Here is a 5,692-nt window from a genome sequence, read left to right as displayed (position 1 = left end):
CACGGCTGGGACGGAAGTCGCTGTCGTTCTCAAAATCGGTGGAGCTGCATGATAAAGTCATCGGGCATTATCTGAACATAAAACACTATCAATAAGTTGGAGTCATTACCATTTCGTCGCTGGCAATGGCCATTTTCAGCCAGGCCCGGTACATGGGCCGGGTAACGGCGCCAATAAACCAGTCCTGCAGAATCAGATAGCCGTCCGTCGACTCCACCAGCTCCTGCCGCTGCGCGCTGTAAGTGCCGTTATAATTCCGGGCCGCGCTGGAAAAGCTGAGCCTGCTGCCGGCGGCAACAGCGCGAAGCTGGCCGTTTCGGAAGGTTTCGAGGTTGGGGTTTGGCCGGTCGGATTTGATCATGCCGATTTCTTCACCGGGCTCAAGATCGTCGTAAAGCATGCCCGGCTGGATATCGAGTTCACGATCTTCCGGCGCGGAACTGTCCGTATTAAAGCTTTGTCCATCCCCCTTTTTGATGTACATCCCGAGGGCTGCCGCGATACGTGCCGCAGTCAGTTCAGAATCTTCATACTCTTTGAGAGCACTCAGGCGCATTAACACCCCCGAGAGCAACGACGTGCCGCGGGTCTGGTGCAAACGCCGGGTAAATTTGAGATGCAGCATATTGGCCGTGTCGATTTCTTTCGTATCGAACTGCCGGCCAGCCACCGGGAGGCTTTTATAAACCTGATACGCTTTAGGCCGCCCCCAGTCATCGACAGTGATGCCCTGATTCAGCTTTTTTGCGGCATCACTGGTCATTGGGACAAAATCAGGCTCCAGAGCTTCAAGCCAGAAAGGCACCCCGGCCACGGGAACCAGTCCTGTGGCGCTCCCCTGCACCAGCTGAGCAAAAACCTCCCCGTCGCGGAGCCAGGTCCTCAGCATCAGACGTTCCAGCATGGGTCGGGTAAACTGCCCGGTAACCTCCGGCCTGACAGACCATTCTCCCCATTTCTTACGAATATCCTTCGCCAGTTTCTTGGCAACCTTGCCGTTCGTCAGCTTTGGGTGAGGGTCAACAACAATCCCTTTTGATCCCACAACCCGCTCTTCAAGCTTATCGAAGATGCCAATCACCAGATCATGGTTGTTATCGAGCCAACGGGCCTGCTCCCGGAGCGACACGTTACCCATCTGGCTTAGCTGGTCAGCCGTCCTGTTTTCCCGGCGCGCTTTATGTGTTCGGGTCGGCGTTACCGCTTCATAGGCCTTGATCATCGCCCTGGCGCGGAGCCGCGATGCTTTCCAGCCCGGCGAAAATGCGCCGATTACGTTATCCAGAATTGTCATTTAAACCTCGCCAGTCGGTAACCGGGCCGCCCCTGCTTTTTCTGATTCAGTGAAGAGAGGCGCCGCTCCCATTCCTGCCGCCCTTTTCGAATCTCGGAGAGGTTTTCCATCGTCATTTCCTGACCGTTAAACCGGATTGATTTTCCGTCCAGGACAGCCATTTCAGCCTGACTGTAGCGCTGGATCATGGCTTCAATATCGCTTTGGTTCATACCCAGCCTCCTGAGGTTTTCCATGGGTTAGTTTGTTCAGTTTTGTCGCGCTTGCGCCGTTCTTTTTTACTGACTGGCTTAGCGATAGTTGCCGGGAGTGGCGGTGAGGCATCTTTCCCAAGTAAAGATTCAATCCATGTGTCCCGCTGCGCCCATTCAGGCGCATCCGGCCATTTGATTTTTTCGTAGCCGTGCATGATCACGAGGGCATCCGCGTAAACCAGCAGGTCGAACGCTTCGTTCGCTCCCCGACCGGGCTTGCTCCACTTGCCGTCAACCGCCCGCTCCTCATACGTCAGTTCTTCATAGAACCAGCTCCCCAGCCATGACGGGAAATGCACATACCCGGGCCCAGGTGATTCACGCCAGAGCGCATTGTTCACCCGGTCTTTCAGGGCATTGGTCTGCAGGAGGTAGAGCGGAACGTCACCGGCAGCCAGCGCGCGGCGACCGGTTCGGTTAGTGTTATCAGGCATCGTGCGTTTAATGAGTTGATCGCGGGTGGTACTGTCGCCTTTGAAGAGGTAGACCTTTTTACCCAGCCCATCGCGGCGGCATTTCCGCCAGAATTTATAAGCGTTATCGGTCACCCCATCTTCGCCGCCGGAATCGACGCCCATCGCCATTAACCGCATGCCCTTTGTCGGGTCGGAGGCCAGTGGCCAAGTTTTATTGAAAACGTCGGTCAGCAGCAGATCCCAGTCCTCGGGATAACTTGCCGGATCAATTTGCAGGCTTTCACCATTGCTATCACAGCGTAACGACTGCTTGATGTTGTACCGGTCCACCAGCCAGCGCTCCCCCATGGCACCGTAGCCGGTAATCTGGACCACAAACCGGCGGTTTCGTCCGGCCTGAACGTCCACCGTCGCGGTCAGGAAGCAGACGCCATCGGGAACGCTACGCTTGGGTACATCTTCGGCGCGCTGTTCCAGCAGCTCGCTTTTGCGTTGCTCCATGCTGGAGCGCGGGAGGTATGGCCGACCAAAGTCGGTGTTTACCACAGTTTTTAACGTTTCTTCGCTACGCGTGGCCTCGTACTCCTGCTCGGCGGTAAGAAACTTATAAATCAGCTGCGCCCAGGTCTGGTAAGCGGCGGCCGGCCCCTCCATCCAGAAGGAAGCAATACGGGACCGCCGGCCCTCCCCCGATATGCCTCCACCAGCATCAATACGCTGCCCGTCGCGGAGCCACACGCATTTCATATTCAGGGAGCGTTTCATATCAGGTGTGATTTTGCCCTTACAGGCCGGGCACTGGAGCACCGCCGCCTCGCTGGCAGCGACAGGATCGGCTATTTCACGGTAGCCGGTCATGTTGTCCATTTCCGGCTGGAAATATTCCCCACAATGCGGGCATGGCCAGTAAAGCCGGCGGCGATCACCGCGGTTGTATAACGAAAGAATACCCGTGGTGGGTGGTGCTTCATGTGGCGAACTACGGCGCCATTTCGTATCACGCACGTCACGCCCTGGGGAGCTTTCCACCAGCGTCATACCCGACGACATAAAAGTGGTGGTTCGCTTTGAGGCCAGGGAAAACGCATCCCCCTCGCCGTCAATATCTTCCGGAAAGCGGTCGTAATCAGTGAGCGCCACACTTTTATAATCAGAGGAAGACATGATATTGACCGACGGCCAACCCAGCTTCAGGTAGTTCCCGGCGCGGAAGGTGCGATCATAAACGTTGTTATCGTTTCTGCGCGGGCTTAACCGAGTTTTCACTTCCGGGCTACTGCGGAATGTGCGGTCCAGGCGCTTCTTCGAATGCTCGCGGGCCTTTTCCTCTGAAACCTGAATCACCAGCATATCTGCCGGGTCGCACACAATGTTGTAGACGATCCAGCCATCAATCAGGCCAATCGTTTTGCCCGTTCGCGCCGGGCCTACGAAAACAACCGCATCGTATTCTCGTGACGCCAGGCAGTTCATCGGTTCGATAACATAGGGAGCCAGATCAGGATCCCATGGAACGGAATTACCTGCCCCCATAGGGACACGCATATAAGAACTGACCGCCTCGGCGACCTCCATTCTGCGCGGCGCGCGAAGGATGCCGGAAACATCGCGGCGGATACCACTTGCTGATGCCCGCTTAGCCATCAGTCCTCCTCTGTTTCGGCCTCCTCTTCTTTTGCATCCAGGACTTTTTGAGCCAGCTGGTCACGTAAATCATCAATCACGCTCTGGACGCGAGAAACCGCCACCGGCGGCAGCGCGCAGTCGCGTTCAAGAATATCGGGAAGGGTTTCGAGCACCATGACGACGGCTTTTGCCATCAGTGAAAACTCTCTGGCAACCTCATCCGCAGGAATAAGCTGGCCAGTGTCTTGCTCAAACTTGAGCCTTTCATTTTCTGCTTTCCAGTGAGCCAGGCGGTCGGCCGGCGGCATATCCTCCAGATTGGTTGATACCGTCGGGATCATCAGTTCGGTCAGAATATCCGCGATGAGGTAGAGCTTTAATTTGCTGTTACTGCCCGCTGCGGGCTCTACATTTTTAAGCCGGGCGGCAACCGTCTGTCGGTGAACATCGGTGATGGCCGCCAGTTGGTTGATATTGAGTTTGAGAGAGGCAATTTCCTGGTCCATGATGGTGAACACTTTTTAAACGATTCGACATCTTTGAAAAATGGCCCTCATAAAAAACAAGAACCTACCCACATGATGATGATGACCATGGATCCGAAAAACTAGCCGATTCCCGCGAGCAAGCCGCCCCGTGGCAGACCCCCCCGCCGGGAGGACCCGCGAATGATATTGTTTATCATTACTATCAATCAAAGACCGCCAAGGGTACCGCGCATAAAAAAGCCACTAGTGGGTGCCAGTGGCTTAAGCCGTTATGACTATACAAAATATCCTATAGATCATCACCCTCTTGGTAAGAATCACGAACGGTACCCAACTTAGTAGAGCCGTGCGCTGATTCCTCATCACCCAAGAGAACATCACAGTCATAACCTGGATACATTTTTTTGAAATGTTTTTCTTTCCACTCACTTACTGTCATATCATTTTTTGATGCACGCTTTCCCTGATAGCTTGGCATATCGCGCTTATCACCCCGAACATTTACGCCCTCTGGAGTCTTGAACACCACATCAAACCCTTGAATATCCCATATTTTTTTCTCAACGTTCTTCACTAACATATCTTGCTCCATAATATAAATGACGTTTGCGGTCACCATTATCGGAGATTTAGTGAATTACTTTATTGTTTTTAATACTTTCTCAGCAGATTACTTGTAATAATACCAATCACGATTGCAAACTTACTACGCATCGTTGGCACGCTGTTTCTTTGCTATTCATTGCTCATACCCACTCCTGCACTGTTGCCTGATGTACTCCTGCAGCCCTGCAATCATTTTGCCGCTGGTTTCGATTCGCTCCCTGAGACGGAAATAATCGCATTTAACGACATCAGTAAGTCTGGTTTCTGTCACGCAGCGCTGCCGGCTGACACTAATCACTCATTAATGTGATGCAAGTCACATTTAATTTGACTTATCTTAAATTCTCACTAAAGTCTCGTAGGAGTTTTTACGGTAAATGGATGAGTAAAATCTTAATCTTCAGCGGGATAAGTGATGTCGCCTCCCGCTTATTTTTTCTGAATACACACCAAAAAACTCCAGTTACTCTAGTCAAGCTGAAACAGGATCGAAAAGGGTCATTGCCGTTTTTAGTTCTTTGTCTGCTCCAACCAGAATTTTTTATCGTTCACGAGTAAATAATTTATCCAACTAAACGGGTTTCGATTAGCTAACGAAGATATGCCACCTTTGCCTCGATACTACAGAGCAATTCAAATCACAAACAGTTATCGAAAAAAAACCGCTCGGACAGAGCGGTTTAAAACAAGGCATAAGAGAGCAATACGCGGAAACCGCTAACCAATCTTAGAAGGTAATCTCACTTTAGATAGGACATTTCAAAAATAATTTATTTATTCCTAAAAACTTTCAAAACAAGTTGATTGGTTCAGGAAACTCTGTACAGTAGCGCGACTTTGTAACGATGATGCTGTTTGCATCCTCTCAGGAATAGAAGGATTTCCTGCTCCTGAGAGTTTTTTTAAAAAGAAAGCAAAAAATCACTTTCGTAAGATTTCAAGCAAATCCTTTTCAAACAAACCTGTGCTTTTACACTCAACGGGCTTGACCTTATCGTTTCCATCCGA

The 5,692-nt window shown here is 51.7% G+C and carries 6 protein-coding genes and 1 pseudogene; 1 reads left to right on the top strand and 6 read right to left on the bottom strand.

The genetic code is table 11. From position 1 onward, the window contains the following. Window positions 1-95: IS1 family transposase (locus WFN87_RS23830; RefSeq protein WP_000306640.1), on the top strand; the 95-nt coding region annotated here is incomplete at its 5' end. 23 nt (window positions 96-118) lie between these two features. Here the strand turns inward: WFN87_RS23830 and WFN87_RS23825 are convergent. The 6 genes and pseudogenes from WFN87_RS23825 to WFN87_RS23800 form a co-directional block, all read right to left on the bottom strand. Next, window positions 119-1,294 (bottom strand): annotated as a pseudogene (locus WFN87_RS23825) (phage portal protein); the annotation flags it as partial. Beyond that, entirely contained in the window at window positions 1,291-1,506 is a 216-nt protein-coding gene (locus WFN87_RS23820) for a hypothetical protein (RefSeq protein WP_172567775.1), read from the bottom strand. The gene WFN87_RS23820 and the pseudogene WFN87_RS23825, both read right to left, overlap by 4 nt. Further along, complete coding sequence (locus tag WFN87_RS23815; protein ID WP_336983951.1) at window positions 1,503-3,608, bottom strand: phage terminase large subunit family protein; 2,106 nt, start codon at window positions 3,606-3,608, stop codon at window positions 1,503-1,505. The genes WFN87_RS23820 and WFN87_RS23815 overlap by 4 nt, the downstream gene beginning before the upstream one ends. Further along, window positions 3,608-4,096: a DUF1441 family protein gene (locus WFN87_RS23810; protein WP_166993878.1), complete on the bottom strand. Its 489-nt coding sequence runs from the start codon at window positions 4,094-4,096 to the stop codon at window positions 3,608-3,610. The genes WFN87_RS23815 and WFN87_RS23810 overlap by 1 nt, the downstream gene beginning before the upstream one ends. A gap of 271 nt (window positions 4,097-4,367) precedes the next feature. Further along, window positions 4,368-4,658, bottom strand: coding sequence for a hypothetical protein (locus WFN87_RS23805; RefSeq protein WP_336983952.1), 291 nt, complete (start codon window positions 4,656-4,658; stop codon window positions 4,368-4,370). A gap of 159 nt (window positions 4,659-4,817) precedes the next feature. Further along, window positions 4,818-4,955, bottom strand: a complete 138-nt coding sequence (locus WFN87_RS23800) for a lysis system i-spanin subunit Rz (protein ID WP_442892798.1) — start codon at window positions 4,953-4,955, stop codon at window positions 4,818-4,820. Window positions 4,956-5,692: the final 737 nt, after the last annotated feature.

It is taken from the genome of Cedecea sp. AS113 (assembly GCF_037152415.1).
In the GTDB taxonomy this organism is placed as follows: domain Bacteria; phylum Pseudomonadota; class Gammaproteobacteria; order Enterobacterales; family Enterobacteriaceae; genus Cedecea.
This window is presented reverse-complemented; position numbering and strand designations above follow the sequence as displayed.